This window comes from Streptomyces sp. NPDC059851 (assembly GCF_042732005.1).
Classification (GTDB): Bacteria; Actinomycetota; Actinomycetes; order Streptomycetales; family Streptomycetaceae; genus Streptomyces.
Genome location: NZ_JBHWJJ010000119.1, coordinates 1 through 20,445, shown reverse-complemented (window position 1 = coordinate 20,445; position 20,445 = coordinate 1). Strand labels below are relative to the sequence as shown.

Sequence of the window (20,445 nt, the reverse complement as noted above, 5' to 3'; positions counted from 1 at the left end):
AGCCATGACCTCGAACAAGACCGTGATCGGCGGCTGGGCCGCCGCCGTCCTCGCCCTACTGGTGCTGAAGGCGCTCCTGCCCGACCTCCAGCGCTACCTGCGCATCCGCCGCATGTGACCGCGGGACGACCGCGGAACGGCCGCGGGACCGCATCAAGGCCCGGTCCCGCGGCCCGTTCGCGTCCGAATGGCGTACGGACCGCCAGGCGCGTCGGCGCGCCCGGCCGTCCCGCCCCCCGCCCGCGGGTCTAATGGGGCCCGGCAGGACGGAGTCCCATGCACGAGATGTCGATCGCCATGGCCGTGGTGGGCCAGGTGGAGGAAGCGGCCGGGGCCGCCGGCGCGAGCGCCGTCACGTCGGTACGGCTCCAGGTCGGGGAGCTGGCCGGCGTGGTGCCCGACGCCCTCGCCTTCTGCTTCGAACTCGCCTGCGCCGGCACCCTCCTCGAAGGGGCCGCGCTCGAAACCGAGCCGGTGACCGCCCGCGCCCGCTGCCGGTCCTGCACCGCCGACTGGGCGACCGGCGTGCCGCCACGACTGGGCTGCCCCCGCTGCGGTCGGGCGACGGACGTCGAACTCCTGGCCGGGCGCGAGCTACAGATCCTGAGCGTGCGCTGGGAGGACGGACCCGCCCCGGACACCGACCACCCACGCGGCGCCGAACCCGCCACTGCTGCCGTCCCTGCCGCCGCCGGCGGCACGGCCCCCACCCCGCCCCGTGGGGCGATCGCCGAGGAGTGCTGAACCATGTGCCGTGTGGTCCACCTGAAGCAGGCGGTCCTCGCCAAGAACGACTTCGCCGCGCAGGCCCTGCGCACCGGACTCGCCGCCCGCGGCACCACCGTCGTGAACCTCCTGTCCAGCCCGGGCAGCGGGAAGACGGCCCTCCTGGAACGTGAACTCGGTCTCGCCCGCGAGCGCGGCGTGCCGGTCGCCGCCCTCACGGCCGACCTGGCCACCGAGAACGACGCCGACCGGCTCGCGCGCTCCCGCGTACCCGTCAAGCAGGTCCTCACCGACGGGCTGTGCCACCTGGAAGCCGGGATGCTCGCCCGGCACCTGGACGGGTGGCTGCCCGAGGACACCCGGCTGCTGTTCGTGGAGAACGTCGGGAACCTCGTCTGCCCCGCCACCTACGACCTCGGGGAGTCCCTGCGCATCGTGCTGGCCTCGGTCACCGAGGGCGAGGACAAGCCGCTGAAGTACCCGACGGCCTTCGGGCTGGCCCAGCTCGTCGTCGTCACCAAGACGGACATCGCGGACGCCGTGGAGTTCGACGAGGCCGCCTTCCGGGAGAACGTCCAGCAGGTCAACCCCGGGGTCGAAGTCCTGCTGACCTCCGCGCGCACCGGGGAGGGCGTCGGCGCGCTGCTGGACCGGGCGCTCGCCGCCGGTGACGGCGAACCCGTGCACGTCCCGGTCATGGCGGGGCAGCAGCCCACACACCATCACCACCATGACCACGACTGCGCCGCCGACGACCCGCACCCCACGGAGCACGCGCACGACGCACACCACGCGCACGACGCACCCCCCGCGCACGACGCACACCACGCGTCGCAGGACCGCCGGCCGTCCGCCGCGGCTCCGGCTGCCACCCGCTGATGGAGGCCGTGCAGCGCCGCCGGATCGTCGTGCGCGGGGTGGTCCAGGGCGTGGGCTTCCGCCCGTACGTGTACGTCCGGGCGACCGGACTCGGCCTCACCGGGCACGTCACCAACACCCCCGAAGGCGTCGTCGCCGAGGTCGAGGGCGCACCGGCGGCCGTCACGGCCTTCTGCGAGCGCCTCGCGGCCGACGCCCCGCCCCTGGCCGTCGTCGACACCGTCGACCACCACGAGGTCCCGGTCGCCGGCGGCACCGGATTCACCATCAACGCCTCCCGCGGCGGCGGCCCCGTACGCACCCTCGTCTCCCCGGACACCGCCACCTGCGCCGACTGCCTCGCGGAACTCGCGGACCCCGCCGACCGGCGCCACCGGCACCCGTTCATCACCTGCACCCACTGCGGGCCCCGCTTCACCATCGTCACCGGGCTGCCGTACGACCGGGACCACACCACCATGGCCCGCTTCCCCATGTGCCCCGACTGCGCCCGCGAGTACGCCGACCCCGCCGACCGGCGCTTCCACGCCCAGCCCGTGGCCTGCCCCGCCTGCGGCCCCCGGCTGCGCCTCCTGGCCGGGACGCCGCCGCGCCGGACCGCCGGGACCGACCCGGTCGCCGGGGCCCGCCGCCTCCTGGCCGCCGGGGCGATCGTCGCCGTCAAGGGGCTCGGCGGCTACCACCTCGCCTGCGACGCCCAGAACCCCACCGCCGTGGCCGAGCTGCGCCGTCGCAAGGGGCGCGGGGACAAGCCCTTCGCCCTGATGGCCCGCGACCCCTCCGACATCGAGCACCTCGTACGGCTCGACCCGGCCGAACGCGGCCTGCTGACCGGCCCCGTACGCCCCGTCGTGCTGCTGCGCCGCCGCCCCGCGACGGGCTCCGTTCCCGGCGCGGTCGCCGACGCCGTCGCCCCGCGCTGCCCCGACCTCGGCGTGATGCTCCCGTACACGCCCGTGCACCACCTACTGCTCGGGCTGCCCGGCGACCCGCCCGGCCCCCGGCTGCTCGTCATGACCAGCGGCAACCTGTCCGGCGAGCCCATCGTCACCGACGACGCCGAGGCCCTGGACCGCCTCGGCGGCCTCGCCGACGCCTGGCTCACCCACGACCGCCCCATCCGCGTCCCCTGCGACGACTCCGTCGTGCGCGTCTGCGACGGCGAACTCCTCACCCTGCGACGGGCCCGCGGGTACGCGCCCCTGCCGCTGGAGCTGCCGCTGCCCGTACCGGCCGTGCTCGCCGCCGGGGGAGACCTGAAGAACACCTTCTGCCTCGGCGAGGGACGCAAGGCCTGGCTGTCCGCGCACATCGGCGACATGGACGACCTGGCCACCCAGCGGGCCTTCGAACGCGCCGCCCGGCAACTGGAGTCCATCACCGGCGTCCGACCCGCCCGGTTCGCCGCCGACCGCCACCCCGGCTACCGGTCCGGCGCCTGGGCCCGGCGCGCCGCTGGCTCCCGCGCCCTGACCCCGGTCCAGCACCACCACGCGCACGTCGCCTCCGCGATGGCCGAACACGGCCTCGACGGCACCGGCCGCGTGATCGGCATCGCCTTCGACGGCACCGGGTACGGGGACGACGGCACCGTGTGGGGCGGCGAGGTCCTGCTCGCCGACTACGCGGGCCACCACCGCTTCGCCCACCTGGCCCCCGTGCCGCTGGCCGGCGGTGACGCGGCCGTCCGGCGGCCCTACCGGATGGCCCTGTCCCACCTGCGGGCCGCAGGGCTGCCCTGGGCGCCGGACCTGCCCTGCACCGCCGCCTGCCCGCCCGAGGAACTCCGCGTCCTGGAACGCCAGCTGGAACGGGGCCTGCACTGCACCCCCACGTCGAGCATGGGCCGGCTCTTCGACGCCGTCTCCTCCTTGGCCGGCGTCTGCCACCACGCCGGGTACGAGGCCCAGGCCGCGATCGAGCTGGAGTCCGCCGCCCTGGCCGCACACCCCGTCCCGGCCGCACCCCCCGCCCGCCCCGATCCCGATCCCGATCCCGCTCCCGGCTCCGGCTACGCCTTCGCCCTGCGCCACCCGCAGGCGCCTCCCGGCACCGCCCCCGTCGTCGCCGACCCGGCCCCCGTCCTGGCCGCCGTCATCGCCGACCTGCGCGCCGGCACCCCGGCAGCCGCGATCGCGGCCCGCTTCCACACCGCCGTCGCCGCCCTGGTCGTCGGCCTCGCCGCCCTCGCGCGCGAGCGGCACGGCCTCGACACCGTCGCCCTCACCGGCGGAGTCTTCGCCAACACCGTGCTCTCCTCGGCCTGCACCCGCCTGCTGCACGAGCGCGGCTTCACCGTCCTGCGCCACCACCGCATCCCGCCGAACGACGGCGGACTGGCCCTCGGCCAACTCATGGTGGCGGCCTGCGCCCCGCACCACCCACACCAAGGAGAGGTTCATGTGCCTGGCGGTACCCGGCAGAGTGCTTGACATCGGGGAGAAGGACGGCACCCGCATGGCGACCGTCGACTTCGGCGGAGTGGTCAAGGAGGTGTGCCTGGAGTACCTGCCCGACCTGCAGGTCGGCGAGTACGCCATCGTCCACGTCGGGTTCGCCCTGCAGCGCCTCGATGAGGAATCGGCCCGGCAGACCCTCGACCTCTTCGCGGAGCTCGGCATGCTCCAGGAGGAGTTCGGCGACCCCTGGGAGCGGGCGGCCGCCGAGGCGGGCGCCGGACAGGACTGGCCCTTCGACCCGGCACCGGCCGGGGACACAGCGCGGGAGGCGCGGCAGCCGTGAAGTACATCGACGAATTCCAGGATCCCGCGCTGGCCCGCCGACTGCTCGACGACATCCGCGCCACCGTGACCCGCCCCTGGGCCCTGATGGAGGTCTGCGGCGGCCAGACGCACACCATCGTCCGGCACGGGATCGACCAGCTCCTGCCCGAGCAGGTCGAGTTGATCCACGGGCCCGGCTGCCCCGTGTGCGTGACGCCGCTGGAGGTCATCGACAAGGCCCTGGAGATCGCCTCCCGCCCCGAGGTGGTCTTCTGCTCGTTCGGCGACATGCTGCGCGTCCCCGGCACCGGCCGCGACCTGTTCCAGGTGCGCGGCGAGGGCGGCGACGTACGCGTCGTCTACTCCCCGCTCGACGCGCTGCGGATCGCCCGGCAGAACCCGGACCGCCAGGTGGTGTTCTTCGGCATCGGCTTCGAGACCACCGCCCCGCCCAACGCCATGACGGTGTACCAGGCGAAGAAGCTCGGCATCCCGAACTTCAGCCTGCTGGTCTCCCACGTCCGGGTGCCCCCGGCCATCGAAGCGATCATGAACTCGCCCAGCTGCCGGGTGCAGGCCTTCCTCGCCGCGGGCCACGTGTGCAGCGTGATGGGCACGGCGGAGTACCCGCGGCTCGCCGCCCGCCACCGGGTCCCCATCGTCGTCACCGGCTTCGAACCGCTCGACATCCTCGAAGGCGTACGCCGGGCCGTACGCCAGCTCGAACGCGGCGAGCACACCGTCGACAACGCCTACGCGCGGGCCGTGCGCCCCGAGGGCAACCCGGCCGCCCTCGCCATGCTGGAGGACGTGTTCGAGGTCACCGACCGGTCCTGGCGCGGCATCGGCGTCATCCCGGACAGCGGTTGGCGGCTGTCCGAGCGGTACCGGGAGTACGACGCCGAGCACCGCTTCTCCGTCACCGGCATCACCACGGAGGAACCCGCCGAGTGCCGCAGCGGCGAGGTCCTCCAAGGGCTGATCAAGCCCCACCAGTGCGAGGCGTTCGGCACCACCTGCACCCCGCGCACCCCGCTCGGCGCCACGATGGTCTCCAGCGAGGGCGCCTGCGCCGCGTACTACCTCTACCGGCGCCTCGACGTCACCCCGGCGCGCCGGACCGCACCGCTGGAGGCGACCCCCGTTGTCTGACACCGCCCTCGACATCACCGGATGGACCTGCCCGGCCCCCCTGCGCGACCAACCCCGAGTGGTCATGGGCCACGGAGGCGGCGGCGCGCTCTCCGCCGAGCTGGTCCGGCACGTCTTCGCCCCCGCCTACGGCGGCGGGCTGCTGGCCGACCTCGGCGACAGCGCCGCGCTCACGCTGGGCGGCGCCCGGCTGGCTTTCTCCACCGACTCGTACGTGGTCCGGCCGTTGTTCTTCCCCGGCGGCAGCATCGGCGACCTCGCGGTCAACGGCACGGTCAACGACCTCGCCATGAGCGGCGCCCGCGCCGCCTACCTGTCCTGCGCCTTCATCCTGGAGGAGGGCGTGGAACTGTCCGTCGTCGGCCGGGTCGCCGAGGCGCTCGGAGCGGCCGCGCGCGCCGCGGGCGTGGAGGTGGCGACCGGCGACACCAAGGTCGTGGAAGCCGGCCACGGCGACGGCATCTACATCAACACGGCGGGCATCGGCCTCGTCCCGGAGGGGGTGGACCTGCGCCCGCAGCGGGTCGTCCCGGGCGACGTGGTCATCGTCAGCGGGGAGATCGGCCTCCACGGGGTGGCCATCATGAGCGTCCGCGAGGGCCTGGGCTTCGACGTGGAGACGGTCAGCGACTGCGCCCCGCTGGGCGGGCTCGTGCAGGCCATGCTCGCGGTCACCCCCGACCTGCACGTGCTGCGCGACCCCACGCGCGGGGGCCTGGCCGCGGCCCTGAACGAGATCGCCGCCGCCTCGGGCACCGGCGTCGTCCTGAACGAGGGTCGGGTGCCGGTCCCGGACGCCGTGGCCAACGCCTGCGCCATCCTCGGCCTGGACCCCTTGTACGTCGCCAACGAGGGCAAGCTGGTCGCCTTCGTGCCGCGCGAGCACGCCGACGCGGTCCTCGACGCGATGCGCGCCCACCCGCTGGGCCGGCATGCGGCGGTGGTCGGCGAGGCCGTCGAGGCGCACCCCGGCATGGTCGTCGCACGGACCGGCCTCGGCGGCACCCGCGTGGTGGACCTGCCGATCGGGGAACAGCTGCCCCGGATCTGCTGACCCGGCGCGGCCCCCGGCCCCCCGTCACCGCCCTCGCCGTCGCCGCCCTCGTCCTCGTCCTCGTCCCTCTCCCGCACGGTGCCGCTCCGCACCGACGGGGACGGGGCCGGGGGCTCGGGTCCGCCCCGCGGGTGGGGGTCCGGAGCGGGTTCAGGGCAGCTCGGGGATGAACGGCAGGTAGTCCGCCGGTCCCTCCAGCGGCACGACGACGTAGCTCGCTTCGGGGAGTTCGTTCCACACCCCGGGCAGGTCGCCCAGCGGCTCGGAGACCACCAGTCGGGTCGCGTCCGACACCGACCGCAGGAAGGGAAGTTCCGGGTACAGCTGGCGCACGGTCTCGGCGCGGCTGCTGTAGAACAGCGAACGGGACCTGCCCTGGCTGGAGTAGCGGAACGCCCACACCCGCTCCCCGTCGCTCACGGCGACCGTCATCTGCAGCGGGTCCGCGACGCCGTGCTCCTTGCCCAGCCGTTCCACGAACCCCGCCATGCGGCCCACCGCCCCCGGCACGTCCTGGTCGAGGCCGAACGTGACGGCCAGGTAGAACATCACCTCGGAGTCCGTCGACCCCTCGATGCAGGGGAACAGGGCCGGGTCCACCGCCATGCACAGGTCGCGCTGGAGGCGGGCGAAGTCGGTGATGGCGCCGTTGTGCATCCACAGCCAGCGGCCGTGCCGGAACGGGTGGCAGTTGGTCTGCTGGATGGCCGAACCGGTGGAGGCGCGGACGTGCGCGAAGAACAGCTGCGAGCGGATGTGGGAGGCCAGCTCGCGCAGGTTGCGGTTGCTCCAGGCCGGACCGATGTCACGGAAGACCGCCGGCGTGCCGTCCCCGTCCTGGCTGTACCAGCCGATGCCGAAGCCGTCGCCGTTGGTGGTCTCGACCCCCATCTTCGCGTGGAGACTCTGGTTGATCAGCGAGTGCTCCGGCTGGTAGAGGACCGCGTCGAGGAGCATCGGCGACCCGGAGTAGGCGAGCCAGCGACACATGAGCATCATCCCTCTCCTGCACCCCGTCCGAGCCTAGCGCGGCGCGGCCGTCCCCGCCTTGCCCGCCCGTCGACCCGGCCGGGCACGGGGGCCGGGCGGGTGACAGCCCCGGGGCGGCGCCGTACGCCGTCCGGGGGAGGCGCACGGCGGGCACGGCCACCGGCGCCGTCCCCGCCGTGCGCACGAGCGGGGCACCGGCCCTGAACACCGCCGCCCTGCTCCTCGGCGCCGCGCGTGCGACGCCCGCCGTGCTGTTGCCGGGGGCCCGAACGGGCGGGCACTCTCCGTGTTCGGGCTGGCGCTGAACGCTGAACGCTGAACGCTGAACGCTGCCGTCGGCCGTCCGGCTAGTACCGCTCCTCCATCCGGATGGCGGACTCCAGGTTTTCCTCAGCATCGCCCTTCCGGCCCTCCTGTTCCTCCAGCAGGGCCGCGGCGATCGCGTCGAGCTTGCGCTGGATGGCGTGCTCGGCGCGGCGCTCGGAGTTCTTCAGCAAGGCCAGCAGCAGCAGCGACACCGCGCCCATGGAGTCGCCCACGAGGTGCTGCCACTCGATGGGCAGGTGCGCGACGTGGACGGCCGCGAAGGCCCCGACCAGGACCATGCAGAGCACCGAGAACAGGGCGGAGCTCGTGAAGTTCGAGGCGAGCTCGGCGAGCTTCTCGAAGCGTGCCGCCCGGCCGCGGGCGCGTTTCGCCGGATGCCGCAACGTCATGCGGGGCGCCTGCCCCGCCCCGGCCGCGGCCACACCCCCCACATGAGCGGCTGGGGGCGGACGGCGGCGGATGCGGGGCGGGTCGTGGCCGGTCATCATCGGCACCATGCCCGTGCTCGTCGGAACCTCCGGATGGCAGTACCGGGACTGGTCGGGGGTCCTCTACCCCGCTGACCGTCCCCAGCGGCTCTGGCTGGAGGAGTACGCCGCCCACTTCGCCACGGTGGAGAGCAACAACGCGTTCTACCGGCTGCCCTCCCCGCACACCTTCGCCGACTGGCGCGAGCGCACCCCGGACGGATTCGTCTTCGCCGTGAAGGCCAGCCGCTTCCTGACCCACATCAAGCGCCTGCGCGAGCCGGAGGAACCGGTCCGGCGGCTGATGACGCACGCCGAGGCCCTCCGTGAGCGGCTGGGCCCGGTCCTGCTCCAGCTGCCGCCCACCCTGCACGCCGACCCGCAGGCCCTGGACGCCTGTCTCGCCTGCTTCCCGCCCACGACCCGGGTGGCCGTGGAACCCCGGCACGACTCCTGGTGGAATCCGGACGTCCGCGACGTCCTCACCGCGCGGGGCGCGGCGCTGTGCTGGGCCGACCGCGGCTCGCGCCCGGTGACCCCGCTGTGGCGCACCGCCGACTGGGGCTACCTGCGCTTCCACGAGGGCGCGGCACGGCCCTGGCCGCGCTACGGCACGACGGCGCTGCACTCGTGGGCCGGCCGGATCGCGGACGCCTGGCCGCGGGAGGCGGACGTGTTCGCCTACTTCAACAACGACCCGGGCGGGGCGGCGGTCCGCGACGCGGAGGCCTTCCGGCGCCTGGTCCCCTCCTGACCTCACCCGACTCGGCACGACCGGCTCCGCCGCGCCCGCCCGCCCGTTCCGGTGGCGGGCGCAATTCGGCCAGCGGCCGTCACCCGTGACGGTTGGCCGTATCGCAACCTTCCCAGCCCGGGCCCCCCGTGGTGGCATGTCCATGCCCAAAAGGGGGAACCGGCCCGGACGAATGGGGAATCGAATGGCGCTCCGCAAGCTCACCGTCGCCGCGGCAGTGGCGGCGTTATCCGCACTGGCCGTGCCCGCCCACGCAGAATCCGCGACCATACCGCCCGGGAGAATCACGGTCGACGTCGTCGGCGTCAACGGATCGGGCTGCCCGCAGGGCACCGCCAGTGTGGCCGCGGCCTCCGACAACACCTCGTTCACCGTCACGTACAGCGACTACCTCGCCCAGACGGGCGGCGGCGCCGGCGGGACCGAGTTCCGCAAGAACTGTCAGCTCGCCCTCCAGATCCACGTGCCGCAGGGCTTCACGTACGCCATCGCCCGCGCCGACTACCGCGGCTTCGCGCACCTCCAGCGCGGGGCCTACGGCCAGGAGCGCGCCAACTACTACTTCCAGGGCATGGCCCAGACGGCCCGCACCGTCCACCAGTTCAACGGGCCGTACAGCGACAGCTGGCAGGCGAGCGACCGGACCGAGTACGCCGACCTCGTCTGGGCCCCGTGCGGGGAGGAGCGCAACCTCAACGTCAACACCGAGCTGCGCGTCTACCCGGGCGCCTCGAACCCGCAGTCACTGAGCTTCATGAGCATGGACTCCACGGACGGCAGCGTCAGCACGATCTACCACTTCGCCTGGAAGGAATGCCCCGGGGTCTGACACGGCGTGCGCACAGGAACACCGAACACACGGTCAGGAGCGACAACGATGTCCCATTCCCTGTTCCGCACCCTTCTCACCGGTGCCGCCGCAGCCGCGCTGATCGCGATGGCGACACCTGCCGGAGCCTCGGGCCACACCCCGCAGATCACCGCACCCCCCGACAAGATCGTGATCGAGCTCGCCACGGTGAACGGATCCGGCTGCCGCGAGGGGACCGCCGAAGTGGCCGTGGCCCCCGACAACACCGCCTTCACGGTCACCTACAGTGAGTACCTCGCCCAGGTGGGGCCCGGTGCGCCGCCGACCGCATTCCGCAAGAATTGCCAGCTCAATCTCCGGGTCCACGTTCCTTCGGGATTCACCTATGCGATCGTCCAGGCGGACTACCGCGGATTCGCATTCCTCCAGCCCGGGGCCTGGGGTCAGCAACGGGCGAACTACTACTTCCAGGGAATGCCCCAGACGACCTCCCGCACCCACCAGTTCAACGGCCCGCTGAACGACAACTGGCAGGCGACGGACCGGACCGAGTACGCGGATCTGGTGTGGGCGCCCTGCGGTGAAAAACGCAATTTCAACATCAACACGGAACTGCGGGTGAATGCGGGGACCTCGAACCCGCAGGCAGCCACCAGCTTCATGACGATGGACTCCACGGACGCCAGCGTGAGCACGCTCTACCACCTCGCCTGGCAGACCTGCCCCGCCCCGCGCAAGTAGCCGGTAGCCGACAGTCGGCAGCCGTACCCCGGCCCGCGCCGTGCGGGCCGGGTGCGGCGCCGGCCGGCGCGGCCACGGTCCCGGCGGATCAGGTCATCGGGTGCAGCCGGGACGGGGTGCGCCCCGAGACGGAGGACGCGGGCCCGGACGGCGCCGCTGCGGGCCGCCCGGGGGCGGATGCCAGGGCGCTGCCCTTCAGCCAGGCCGACCAGTCGAGGTTCCAGTCGCCGAAGCCGTTGGCGAACGGGGCCATCGGCTCCCCGCCGCTGTTCACGACCTCGACGATGTCCCCCACCCGAACGGTCTTGAAGAACCAGGCCGCGTTCTCGGTGCTCATGCCCGTACAGCCGTGGCTGACGTTCTCCTCACCGTGGGCGTCCACCGACCAGGGCGCCGCGTGCACGTACTCCCCGCTCCACGTCACCCGCGTCGCGTAGCGCACGGGCAGGTCGTAGAACTCCTTCGTGCCGCGCTGGATGCCGACCGTGTCCCCCCGCATGCGGACGTTCTCCTCCTTGCCCAGGACGACCTTGATGCCGCTGCGGGTCAGGAACCCCGCCTTTCCCGTGGTGACGGGGATCGTCCGCACGACCCGGCCGTTGCGCAGTACGGTCATCTCGTGGGCGGCGGAGTCGGTGACCGCCTCGATCCGGTCCCCGACGGTGAACTCCACGGACTCCGAGGGACCGCCGTGCCCGTGGTCGCCCACCTGGACCCCGTCGAGCCCGCTGTGCACCCGCACCACCGCGTGGGCCGGCCAGTACGTACGCGGCCGGTAGTGCAGGGTCGACGCGTCCACCCAGTACCAGGAGCCCTCCACCGCCGGTTCCGAGGTCACTTCGAGCGCGCCCTCGACCCGGATACGGGCCTCGCGGTCCGCCGCGGGAACGGGGCGGCTCAGCGCGGCCGTCACGATCTGGCCCGCCCCGTACGTCCCGGGCGCCGGCCCCAGCTCCGCCGTGAGCCGGTCGCCGTCCGAGGGCGGCGCGGTCCGGAACGTCATGGTGACCCCGACCGGGGTCCCCGCCGCGTCCTGGGCGCCCACGTGGACCGTGTACCGCTCGCCGGCCCGCATGGGTTCGGTGTTGGCCCAGCGCCGGCCCTCGACGTCGAGCGCGCCGCCCACGTAGCGCCCGTGCCCGTCCCGGACGGTGACGTCGACGATCCGCCCCGGGTCGGCCAGTCCGATCTGCAGCGGGCCGCGCGCGTCAGTGGGCAGGACGACCGCCCGCGCCCCGGCGGTCGCCCCGCGTCCGGCAGGGTCCCGGAGCACCGCCCCGGCACCGTGTGCGGTGGCCCGGACCCGCTCCTGCCGCCAGCCGGCGCACGGCCCGCCGCCGTCCGCCCCGGCCCGGCAGGGCGGGACGCGGCCGGGCTCCTGCAGGGAGCGGCCGACCACCAGCGTCACCGACGCGTCCGCGCTTGCGGAGCCCTGCCCCTTGCCGTCGTCCCGGGGCACGCTGCCGGGCACCATGGCGACGAGGAAGGCGCTGCCGGTCACGGCGGCCACCACGCTCCACGACGTGTTCCGCCACGGGTCCCGCGCCCGCCGTGCCCGTCGAGCTCGTGATGGGTCTGGTTCACGTGCTGGCTGTGGTGTGTGCGGTGCGCGGTGCGTCGATGACATCGGGACGCGGCCTCCCAGATCGCCCATGACCGGATGGCAGTATGAAAACGAGTACGGACCGAAATGATGATCATGCACTCGGTGCGTACGACCGGACGGGTGCGCAAGAGAACTCGTACGGAGCAACCGGCGGCAGCCGGAGGGCGGGTGCGGCGGCCCCGGCCGGATCGCTCACGGCGTCGGAGGTGTCGGAGGTGACGGAGCCAGGTCCTTGGACGCCCCGAGGTACCGGAAGGCGCCCGAACGGGCCTGGTGGAGGTGCGCGGTGCGCTGCCCGGACAGCACGTGCGTGACGGCGTCGAAGGCCAGGGCCTTGGCCAACCCCTGGTGCGCCGTGCGGAAGATCCGGCGGGACAGCCCCGCCCGGTCCCGCCCCTCGCCCTCCAGGGCGCCCAGCGCGGCGGCCACCAGCCCCACCGCGTCGTACGCCTCGGTGGCCCACCGCGCCGGCGGCCCCCCGTAGGCGGCCCGGTACGCGGACACGAACCCCGCCGCGGCCGGCACCTCCGACGGGTCGGCGAAGTAGGTGCTGAACAGCCAGCCCTCCGCGGCCGGTCCGGCCGCCTCCGAGAACGCGGGCTCCATCACCTCCCCGGTGGCCAGCCGCGGCCCTCGGAACCCCGCGTCGGCCAGCGCCCGGGCGAACCGCCCCGCACGCTCGGGCGAGGCGCCCACGAACACGACGGCCTGGGCGTCCGCCGCGACCAGGGCGCTCACGGCCGCGGCGGAGCCGGAACCGTCCTGCGGGATCCGGTGCGTGCTCACCGAGCCCCTCGACGGCGGGGTCTGCCGCAGGCTACGGGTCAGCTGCCATTCGCCGCTGCCACCCCCGCCAGCGGCCGCGCCGTCTTCCACCACGCCCGTGCGGGTGACCGGCCGGACCCGGGACAGGTAGTCCAGCACCGGCAGTGCGATGCCGTCGGCGTCGGCACGCGTGTCGCACAGCGTCCGCCACGGATCGGGGGAGCGCTTGCCGCTGTGGACCGACACCAACAGCAGGGCGAGGTCCGCGGCGGTGCAGGCGTCGGCCACCCCGGGCACGGCCGCTTCCGAGGTGGGGCCGATCAGCGCGACCACGGACGCGTCGGCGATCAGCTGCCCGGCGCCGTGTACGGCGCGCGCCGGGTCACCCCCGTCGTCGGCGGTGCGCAGGGCCAGCCTGAAGGGGACGCCCGGGCGCGCGTTGTGCGCTTCCACCGCCAGCCGCACCCCCCGCTCGTACGCCTGCCCCACCGCCTTGCCCGGCCCGGTCAGGTCGGCCTGGAGACCGACCGTGAACGCGGGCAGGCCACGGCCTGACGCCGCGGGCGGTGCGCCGCGCCCGCCCGGGTCGCGGGTCGCCAGCCGGGCGAGCGGCGGGCCGGCCACGACCAGGGCCCCGCCGGCGACGAGCAGCCGCCGCCGGGTGAGGAACCCGCGGACCGGCCCGGTGCGTCCGTCCGCCGTGCCCACCGTGTCCGCCGCGTACCCCCCGGAGCCGTCGATCCGGGTGGGATCCGGGACGGGGAGCTCCAGGGCCCGCGTGGAGCGTTCGGCGATCAGCCTCGGCAGCGGCGGGGGCAGCCAGTCCGCCCCGTCGCCCGGGCCGGACCCGTCGGTGCCGCCGCCCGTACCCGAGCCGTCCGCGCCGCCGCCGAGCAGCGTCCGCAGCCCCGCCGGGGAGGGCCGGCCGACCGGGTCCTTGGCCAGGCAGGCGGAGAGCGGCTCCAGCAACTCCGCCGGCACCCCGTCCAGGTCGGGCGGATCGTGGACCGTACGGAACACCACCGCAGCCGGGTGTCCGCCGCCGAACGGGCCGCGCCCGGTCGCCGCGTACGCCAGCACACAGCCGAGGGAGAACACGTCACCCGCCGGACCCGGCGCCGGCCCGCCCGTACCGGCCTGCTCCGGGGGCAGGTAGCCGGGGGTGCCGATGACGGAGCCGGCCGCCGTCAGGGTGGTGGCTCCGACTGCCCGCGCGATCCCGAAGTCGATCAGCCGCGGCCCGTCCGGGGCGAGCAGGACGTTCCCCGGCTTGACGTCGCGGTGGACGAGCCCCGCCGCGTGCACCTGCTCCAGCGCCTCCGCCAGCCGCACCCCCAGCGTCCTGACGCTGCCGGCGGGCAGCGGACCGTACCCGCCGACCGCCTCCGACAGCGACGGGCCGGGCACGAACGGGGTGGCCAGCCACGGCTCGCGGGCATCCGGATCAGCGGCCACCACCGGGACCACCCACCGCCCCGACAGCCGCGCGGCCGCCTCCGCCTCGCGGCGGAACCGGGCCCGGAAGGCCGGGTCCGCGGCGTGGTCGGCACGGATCACCTTCACCGCGAGCAGCGCGCCCGCCGGGGACCGGCCCAGGTACACGGTGCCCATCCCGCCCGAGCCGAGCCGCCCCAGCAGCCGGTGCCCGCCGACCGCGGCCGGATCGGCGGGGGCGAGGGGGCGCACCGGCTACCCCTGGGACAACCGGGGGCCGGGCCCCTGGTAGCGGAGCCGGCCCTGGTCGATCCGGTGGAGGAAGAACGTGTGGCCCTTCACCTGCCGGCGATCGTCGAAGGCGTACTCCTTCACGAGACCCCGGTACGTTCCGCGGCCGAGCGCGGCGAGCAGCGCGGCGCGGGTGGGCCGGCCACCGCCCGACTTCGCGGCCGTCAGCAGCCGGTCCAGGACCAGCCCCGCGGTGTCGTACGCCTCGGCCGTCCAGGGGTCGGGGGAGGGCCCGTACCGGTGCTGGGACCGCAGGGGTTCCATGGCCGGGGAGTCCGGTCCGGTGTACGGGGCGAGGACCTGCCAGCCCTCGGCGGCGACGGGACCGGCCGCGGACAGGAACTCCTGGTCCACGACCGTGTAGTCGGCGATCCGCGGCCCCTTGAAACCGGCGGTGTGGAGCCACCGGACGGCCTGAGCGGTACGGGCCGGGGTGCCGGTGCAGAAGACCGCGTCGACCCCCTGGGCGAGCAGGTCGGCCAGTACCGCCGGCAGCTCGTTCCCGGACTCCCGGGGGAGTACGCGGGCGTACGCCGTGGCCTGTGGAGCGGCGAAGCCGAGGGTCCGGCTCACCTGGAGCACCGCCTGCCAGCCCTCCGCATCGCCGGCGCGGTCGCACAGCAGCCCCAGCCGTCGGGCACCCTGGGCCTGCGCCAGGTGGAAGGCGACGGCCGCTCCCTGACCGAGGGAGATCGGGCCGGTCTGGAAGAAGCTGCGCCGGTCGGCGACACCGAAGGTGCTCCCCAGGGCGGACACGGTCAGCAAGGGGAGCGCGGCCTCCCCGTACACCTCCAGGCAGGGCGTCACGGAGGCGTTGCCGGTGGGGCCGACCACGGCCAGCACGTCCGGATTGCCGACGAGTTCGGCGGCGACGCGGGCGGAGCGGGCGGGATCCCCGCCGTCGTCGACGCCCAGGATCGAGGCACGGAAGGGCTTGTCCGAGCGGGAGTTGAACGCGTCGACGGCCAACCCCACCCCGCGCAACTGGGCCTTGCCGACGGATCCCTGCGGGCCGGAGAGGTCCGCGTGCACCCCGATCACCCACTTCCGCCCGGCCGGTTCCGCCGGGGTCCCCCCGCCCCGGCGCCACGCGAGGAAGGCAGCCACGCCGCCGCCCGCCGCGACCGCCGCCCCGGCGGAGGCGAGGCGGAGCAGCCGCCGCCGCGACACGGCCCGGCCCCCGTCCCCGGCCCCCTCTGCCTCCGCGGCCCCGGCGGCCGGGTCGACGACGGTCTCCTCGATCCCGGGCAGGGCGAGGAGTTCGGCGGCGCGCTCGGCGATCGCGGCGACGACCGGGTCGGGCAGCCAGCCGGTGCCCGCGCCCGGGTCGTCCTCGGTCAGCGCCTCGTCCAGCTCCCGGGCGGTGGGGCGGATGTCGGGGTGCTTGGCGAGGGCGGTGCGCAGCAGGGCGGTGAGTTCCGGGTCGGCGAGGACCTCCGGCCCGAACTCCGGCTCCTCGTGCACGGTCCGGTACAGCACCGCGTCCACGGCGCCCGTACCGAACGGCAGCCGGCCGGTGGCCGCGTACGCCAGCAGGCAGCCGAGCGAGAACACGTCGCCGGCGGGTTGCGCGGCCAGTCCGCGAGCCTGCTCCGGGGAGAGGAAACCGGGGGTGCCGAGGACGACGTCGGTCGAGGTCAGCGCGGTGTGCTCGCCGCCCCGCGCGATGCCGAAGTCGATGAGCCGGGGCCCGTCCATGCCGAGCAGCACGTTCGCGGGTTTGACGTCCCGGTGCACCAGGCCCTGCCCGTGCATCACGTCGAGCGCCCCGGCCAGGGCCTTGCCGAGGATCCGTACGGCGCGCAGCGGCAGCGGGCCGTGGGCGGCGACGGCCTCGGCGAGCGAGGGCCCGGGCACGAAAGCGGTGGCCAGCCAGGGTTCGGCCGCATCGGGGTCGGCGCCGGTGACCCGCACCGCCCAGGGGCTGTCCACCCGGGCTGCGACGGCCGCCTCGCGGCGGAACCGGGCCCGGAAGTCCGCCTCGTCGGCGTACTCGGTGCGGATCACCTTGACCGCGGCGAGCGCCCCGTCGGCGGCGCGGCCGAGGTAGACGACGCCCATGCCGCCCGATCCGAGCCGCCCCAGCAGGCGGTGACCGGCGATCCGGGACGGGTCCGAGGGATGGAGCCGCTCCATCAGCGGGGCACCTTCCCGAGGGCCTGCCCCGCCCGGTACATCATCCGGCCGGTGCCCTGCACGACGAGCCCGACGAGGGCGTCTTCGGTGACCCCGGCGGCGCCCTTGCCGGCCACGGCCACCGTGACGGGGCCGAACTGCCCCTGCGACCAGCGGTAGTGCTGGGGGCCGCCGCTGCCCTCGCCGACCCACGTGCCGGACTCGCTGAAGGCGTCCTCGGACCAGCCGTTCAACTGCTCGCCCAGGTAGAGGGAGGCGCCCCACAGCCCCTTCAGCTCCTCGCCGGCGCGCAGCACCTGGTCGGGGCAGCGCAGGACCTCCTCCATGGCGCGGGCGGTCTCCCAACCGGACTCCTCGCGGCTGCGGTGGACGGTCACCGTGGCGTGGATCCTGACCCGGCCGCGGCCGTCGGCGGCCGGTACGTGGAACTGGCGGGTGCTGGTCGCCAGGACGTCGGGCGGCAGGCCCTCCGTCCGCCACACGCAGTCCCGGCCGAGGACCGGCCAGCTGTCGGGACCGCTCTCGAAGGGGGTGCTGCGCTTCACGTCCGGCCCGAAGACGTCCTGGTCGATGACGATGCGGTCCAGGAGGGCCCGCGCCTCGGCCCGGTCCCGCGGCTGCCGCTGCTCGTCCAGCTCGGGGACGAGCGGGGCGGGGCTCTCGCCGGCGCCGGAGGTACTGGTGCCCGCGGTGGCCGTGGCGCCCGGGGTGGCCGACGGGGAGGGCGCGGCCGGTGCGGAAGGGCGGGCGGAGCCCGCCGCGCCGCCGCGCGTCGCACCGCCCGAGCTGCATCCGGCGAGGACGAGCAGGCCGGCGGCCAGGCAGCAGCCGGCGCGCAGTGGCCCTCGGCGTCTGTGCCCGTCCGCGTGTCCGTGTCCCCCCGACCGTCCCACGGCGCAGAGCGTACCCGGCGCGGGCGGGTTTCAAGTGCCGTGTGGGCGAAGAACGTTGACCGAATCCCTGCCCTCCGCCCGGGAGATCAGGGCAGTGCTCGGACCCGGACCACGCGGATCGGGTTCTGGCCGCCGCCCGTGGCCAGGACACGTACCTCGCCCCGGTCACTGATCTCGGCCCGGACGATGCCGGTCGCGTCCTCGTAGACCGGGTGCCCGCCCGGCCCGGCCAGACCGGTCGGCGTCACGACCACGGTGTCCTCGTCCGAGCCCGGGCCCTCGGAAAACACCAGCTCGTACTGCTGGGAACTCATCCGCGCCCTCCTTCGCCGAGCGAACGGAGCGTCCTTACCCTCCATGATGCGCGCCGCCCCCGCCGGGTGCATCGCACCTCGGCCGGGAAGACGATCAACACGGCCCCCGCGTGGAGGAACCTCACTCGAAGCGGGTGGTGTCGCCCGCGCCGCGGCGTACGATCTCGGCCGCGCCGCCGGAGAAGTCGATGACCGTGGTCGGCTCGGTGCCGCAGTCACCCGAGTCGACCACGATGTCCACCACGTGGTCGAGCCGCTCCTTGATCTCCCAGCCCTGGGTGAGGGGCTCGCCCTCGTCGGGCAGGAGCAGGGTGCTCGACACCAGCGGTTCGCCCAGCTCGGCGAGGAGGGTCTGGGTGACGGTGTGGTCGGGGATCCGGACGCCGACCGTCTTCTTGCGGGGGTGCAGCAGCTGGCGCGGCACCTCCCGCGTCGCCGGCAGGATGAAGGTGTAACTGCCCGGCGTGGCCGCCTTGATGGCGCGGAACACGTCGTTGTCGATGGTGACGAGCTGGCCCAGCTGGGCGAAGTTCTGGCACACCAGCGTGAAGTGGTGCCGGTCGTCGAGGTTGCGGATGGACCGGATCCGGGCGAGGCCGTCACGGTTGCCCATCTGGCAGCCCAGCGCGTAGCAGGAGTCGGTCGGATACGCGACGAGTGCGCCGGAGCGGAGGCTGTCGGCGACACCGCTGATGGTGCGGTGCTGCGGGTTGTCGGGGTGTACGTCGAAGTACTTCGCCATCTGCCGAGCGTACGCGATCAGCCCGCGGTGGCGGGCGCCGAGGAGTCCGCGGCCACCGGTGCGGGGGACAGCGCGCGCCGGGCGTGACGGCGGAAGGCCGCCGTCGCCGGGTGGACGGGCACCGTCGGCGCGAGGAAGTGGACCGTCACCGGGCCGATCCCGGTGATCGGCAGGTAGCGGACGCCGGGGTAGGGGTGGCTGTGTCGGGTGGCCTCCGCGGTGACGCCGACGGCTTCGCCCGTCGCGATGGCGGTGAGCCACTCGTCGACGTTGGCGACTTCCAGGGTGGCCCCGGGGCGGCGGCCCTGCGGCCACAGGGCAGTGCTGGTCGTGGCGGCCGTCGCACACAGGACGACGGTACGGTCCACCAGCTCGCTCAGGGAGACCCGCTGGCGGTCGGCCAGCGGATCGTCCTCGCACAGGGCCGCCACGCGCGGCTCGCTGTACAGCGCGAGCGCGGTCAGCCCGGCGGCGCCGTCCCCCTCGGGCAGGGCGCGGACGAACGCGGCGTCGATGTCGCCGCGGCGCAGGGCAGCGACCGGGTCGGGCAGCCGGTGCACCTGGACCGGCGTGTCCGGGTGGTCGCGGCGCCAGTCGCGCAGCAGGGCCACGGTGTGCTCGCCGAGGGCGGCCCAGGCGAAGCCGATGCGCAGCGGTCGCGGCTCCGGGCCGGCGGCGGCCTCGGCGAGGGCGTCGTCGAGCTGGGTGAGGATGCGGTGGGCGTGCTCGCACAGCCGCCGGCCCGCCGGGGTGAGGGAGAGGCGGCGCGTCGTGCGCTCGACCAGGCGGGTGCCCAGGCGCTGCTCCAGCTGGTCCAGGGTGCGGGACACGGCCGGCTGGCTGAGGTGCAGGGCGGCCGCGGCGCCCGTGATGGTGCCCTCGTCGCCGATCGCCGCCAGGGTCCGCAGATGCCTCAGCTCCACATTCACAACCGGCAAGCATAAATGCTGCACAGAAGGTATTTCCCCGGCCACGGTCGGTTCACCTAGCGTCGGGGCATGCGAATCCTTCTGATCGGTGCGGGCGGCACGCTCGGCACCGCAGTGCACCAGGCCTTGACCGCCCGCGGCCACGAGGTCGTGACCGCCGGACGCTCCAGCGGCGACCTCCGCTTCGACGTCACCGACCCCGCCCAGATCGCCGCCCTGTACGACGCCGCCGGCGAGGGCGGGCAACTCGACGCGGTGGCGAGCGCCGCCGGCTCGGTTCCGTTCAAGCCGGTCGCCGACATGACCCCGCAGGACTGGACGGCGGCCTTCCGCGGCAAGGTGCAGAGCCAGCTGGAGCTGGTCCGCCAGGGCATCGGCCGGATCGCTCCGCGCGGCTCCTTCACCCTGATCACCGGAGTCCTGGCGCGCAGCCCCATCATGACCGGCTCGGCCGCCTCCATGGCCAACGGCGCCGTCGAGGCGTTCGTCCGCGCGGCCGCGGCGGAGATCGCCCCGCAGCGCGTCAACGCCGTCAGCCCCACCGTGTTCACCGAGGCCCTCGACGTGTACGGCGACCACTTCCCCGGCTTCGCGCCGGTCGACCTCGAAGAAGTGGCCCGGGCGTACGTCCGCTGCATCGAGGGCGTGGAGACGGGCCGGGTCCTGGAGCTGGGCCACTAGCCGGTCACGGGCCCGACGCGGTACGGGTGC

20 protein-coding genes are annotated in these 20,445 nt (G+C 74.6%); 11 read left to right on the top strand and 9 right to left on the bottom strand.

Annotated elements, in window-relative coordinates; genetic code table 11:
• Positions 1 to 4 precede the first annotated feature (4 nt).
• The 7 genes from ACFV7Q_RS30060 to hypE all read left to right on the top strand — a co-directional run bounded on the left by ACFV7Q_RS30060 (position 5) and on the right by hypE (position 6,534).
• Positions 5 to 118, top strand: a complete 114-nt coding sequence (locus ACFV7Q_RS30060; RefSeq protein ID WP_385433112.1) for a DUF6893 family small protein — start codon at positions 5 to 7, stop codon at positions 116 to 118.
• Between the two features lie 158 nt (positions 119 to 276).
• Positions 277 to 744 (top strand): hydrogenase maturation nickel metallochaperone HypA, encoded by a 468-nt coding sequence (locus tag ACFV7Q_RS30055; protein ID WP_385433110.1) that lies wholly within the window; start codon positions 277 to 279, stop codon positions 742 to 744.
• 3 nt (positions 745 to 747) lie between these two features.
• Positions 748 to 1,605, top strand: a complete 858-nt coding sequence (hypB, locus tag ACFV7Q_RS30050; protein WP_385433108.1) for a hydrogenase nickel incorporation protein HypB — start codon at positions 748 to 750, stop codon at positions 1,603 to 1,605.
• Entirely contained in the window at positions 1,605 to 4,037 is a 2,433-nt protein-coding gene (hypF, locus tag ACFV7Q_RS30045) for a carbamoyltransferase HypF (protein ID WP_385433106.1), read from the top strand. The genes hypB and hypF overlap by 1 nt, the downstream gene beginning before the upstream one ends.
• Positions 4,006 to 4,347, top strand: coding sequence for a HypC/HybG/HupF family hydrogenase formation chaperone (locus tag ACFV7Q_RS30040; RefSeq protein ID WP_385433104.1), 342 nt, complete (start codon positions 4,006 to 4,008; stop codon positions 4,345 to 4,347). Before hypF ends, ACFV7Q_RS30040 begins: the two co-directional genes overlap by 32 nt.
• Positions 4,344 to 5,480 (top strand): hydrogenase formation protein HypD, encoded by a 1,137-nt coding sequence (gene hypD, locus ACFV7Q_RS30035; protein WP_385433102.1) that lies wholly within the window; start codon positions 4,344 to 4,346, stop codon positions 5,478 to 5,480. Before ACFV7Q_RS30040 ends, hypD begins: the two co-directional genes overlap by 4 nt.
• Positions 5,473 to 6,534 (top strand): hydrogenase expression/formation protein HypE, encoded by a 1,062-nt coding sequence (gene hypE / locus ACFV7Q_RS30030; protein WP_385433100.1) that lies wholly within the window; start codon positions 5,473 to 5,475, stop codon positions 6,532 to 6,534. Before hypD ends, hypE begins: the two co-directional genes overlap by 8 nt.
• Positions 6,535 to 6,684: 150 nt before the next feature.
• Here the strand turns inward: hypE and ACFV7Q_RS30025 are convergent, their stop codons facing one another.
• On the bottom strand, positions 6,685 to 7,524 hold the full coding sequence (locus ACFV7Q_RS30025; RefSeq protein ID WP_385433126.1) for a class II glutamine amidotransferase: 840 nt from the start codon (positions 7,522 to 7,524) through the stop codon (positions 6,685 to 6,687).
• Positions 7,525 to 7,871: 347 nt separating this feature from the next.
• Positions 7,872 to 8,240 (bottom strand): hypothetical protein, encoded by a 369-nt coding sequence (locus ACFV7Q_RS30020; RefSeq protein ID WP_385433098.1) that lies wholly within the window; start codon positions 8,238 to 8,240, stop codon positions 7,872 to 7,874.
• 106 nt (positions 8,241 to 8,346) lie between these two features.
• On the opposite strand from ACFV7Q_RS30020, the gene ACFV7Q_RS30015 reads away from it, so the two are divergent.
• The 3 genes from ACFV7Q_RS30015 to ACFV7Q_RS30005 all read left to right on the top strand — a co-directional run bounded on the left by ACFV7Q_RS30015 (position 8,347) and on the right by ACFV7Q_RS30005 (position 10,624).
• Positions 8,347 to 9,072 (top strand): DUF72 domain-containing protein, encoded by a 726-nt coding sequence (locus ACFV7Q_RS30015; protein WP_385433096.1) that lies wholly within the window; start codon positions 8,347 to 8,349, stop codon positions 9,070 to 9,072.
• 184 nt (positions 9,073 to 9,256) lie between these two features.
• On the top strand, positions 9,257 to 9,901 hold the full coding sequence (locus ACFV7Q_RS30010; RefSeq protein WP_385433094.1) for a DUF4360 domain-containing protein: 645 nt from the start codon (positions 9,257 to 9,259) through the stop codon (positions 9,899 to 9,901).
• 48 nt (positions 9,902 to 9,949) lie between these two features.
• The gene (locus ACFV7Q_RS30005; protein WP_385433092.1) at positions 9,950 to 10,624 is read left to right on the top strand and encodes a DUF4360 domain-containing protein; all 675 of its coding nucleotides are present in this window, start codon (positions 9,950 to 9,952) and stop codon (positions 10,622 to 10,624) included.
• An 88-nt stretch (positions 10,625 to 10,712) separates the two neighbouring features.
• Here the strand turns inward: ACFV7Q_RS30005 and ACFV7Q_RS30000 are convergent, their stop codons facing one another.
• From ACFV7Q_RS30000 to ACFV7Q_RS29970, 7 genes are all read right to left on the bottom strand, one after another.
• Positions 10,713 to 12,125 carry an Ig-like domain-containing protein gene (locus ACFV7Q_RS30000; RefSeq protein WP_385433091.1) on the bottom strand — a complete coding sequence of 471 codons (1,413 nt, stop codon included), beginning with the start codon at positions 12,123 to 12,125 and terminating at the stop codon, positions 10,713 to 10,715.
• Positions 12,126 to 12,422: 297 nt separating this feature from the next.
• Entirely contained in the window at positions 12,423 to 14,681 is a 2,259-nt protein-coding gene (locus ACFV7Q_RS29995; RefSeq protein ID WP_385433089.1) for a bifunctional serine/threonine-protein kinase/ABC transporter substrate-binding protein, read from the bottom strand.
• Between the two features lie 3 nt (positions 14,682 to 14,684).
• The gene (locus ACFV7Q_RS29990; protein ID WP_385433087.1) at positions 14,685 to 16,856 is read right to left on the bottom strand and encodes a bifunctional serine/threonine-protein kinase/ABC transporter substrate-binding protein; all 2,172 of its coding nucleotides are present in this window, start codon (positions 16,854 to 16,856) and stop codon (positions 14,685 to 14,687) included.
• The gene (locus tag ACFV7Q_RS29985) at positions 16,856 to 17,749 is read right to left on the bottom strand and encodes a hypothetical protein (RefSeq protein WP_385433086.1); all 894 of its coding nucleotides are present in this window, start codon (positions 17,747 to 17,749) and stop codon (positions 16,856 to 16,858) included. The genes ACFV7Q_RS29990 and ACFV7Q_RS29985 overlap by 1 nt, the downstream gene beginning before the upstream one ends.
• 86 nt (positions 17,750 to 17,835) lie before the next feature.
• Positions 17,836 to 18,063, bottom strand: coding sequence for a DUF6296 family protein (locus ACFV7Q_RS29980; protein ID WP_385433084.1), 228 nt, complete (start codon positions 18,061 to 18,063; stop codon positions 17,836 to 17,838).
• A 121-nt stretch (positions 18,064 to 18,184) separates the two neighbouring features.
• Positions 18,185 to 18,805 carry an L-threonylcarbamoyladenylate synthase gene (locus tag ACFV7Q_RS29975; protein ID WP_385433082.1) on the bottom strand — a complete coding sequence of 207 codons (621 nt, stop codon included), beginning with the start codon at positions 18,803 to 18,805 and terminating at the stop codon, positions 18,185 to 18,187.
• Between the two features lie 17 nt (positions 18,806 to 18,822).
• Positions 18,823 to 19,734: a LysR family transcriptional regulator gene (locus ACFV7Q_RS29970; protein ID WP_385433124.1), complete on the bottom strand. Its 912-nt coding sequence runs from the start codon at positions 19,732 to 19,734 to the stop codon at positions 18,823 to 18,825.
• Positions 19,735 to 19,803: 69 nt separating this feature from the next.
• Between ACFV7Q_RS29970 and ACFV7Q_RS29965 the strand changes: the two genes are divergently transcribed.
• A complete protein-coding gene (locus ACFV7Q_RS29965) occupies positions 19,804 to 20,415 on the top strand; it encodes a short chain dehydrogenase (RefSeq protein ID WP_385433080.1) in 612 nt (203 codons plus the stop codon).
• Positions 20,416 to 20,445 lie beyond the last annotated feature (30 nt).